The 403-nt window shown below is 33.7% G+C and carries 1 protein-coding gene; it reads left to right on the top strand.

Annotated elements, in window-relative coordinates:
- On the top strand, positions 1–329 hold a 329-nt coding region (locus CRU95_RS16285), incomplete at its 5' end, for an MBL fold metallo-hydrolase (protein ID WP_164969831.1).
- Positions 330–403: the final 74 nt, after the last annotated feature.

Below are 403 nucleotides of genomic sequence, written 5' to 3'. Positions count from 1 at the left end.
GTATTACAGCAAAACCAGAGGATCATATTATTGATGCAGAAGGTACATTAACAATTGAATCATTTAATTTTGAAATTTTTGAGACGCCGGGACATTCTCCAGGAAGTATTTCTTATTATAGTAAAGAGGCGAATGCTGTATTCTCAGGAGATGTATTGTTCCAAATGAGCATTGGAAGAACAGATTTGCCTGGTGGAAGTTTTGCTGAATTAATTGGAAGTATTGAAGAGAAATTATTTGTATTACCAGATGAAACAGCGGTGTTATGTGGACATGGTCCAGAAACAAGCATTGGCTTTGAAAAAGAAAATAATCCATTTTTACAATAAGGAGTCATTATGGGAATGGAGCTCATTTTAAAAGAATTGATGGGGAAAGAAAAGGATTATTCAATTTCATATAG

Origin of the sequence: Arcobacter sp. F2176, from assembly GCF_004116465.1 — a bacterium.
GTDB lineage: Bacteria > Campylobacterota > Campylobacteria > Campylobacterales > Arcobacteraceae > Arcobacter > Arcobacter siniprincipis.
Note: the sequence above shows the minus strand (reverse complement) of the source record. Positions and strands in the feature narration are given on the sequence as shown.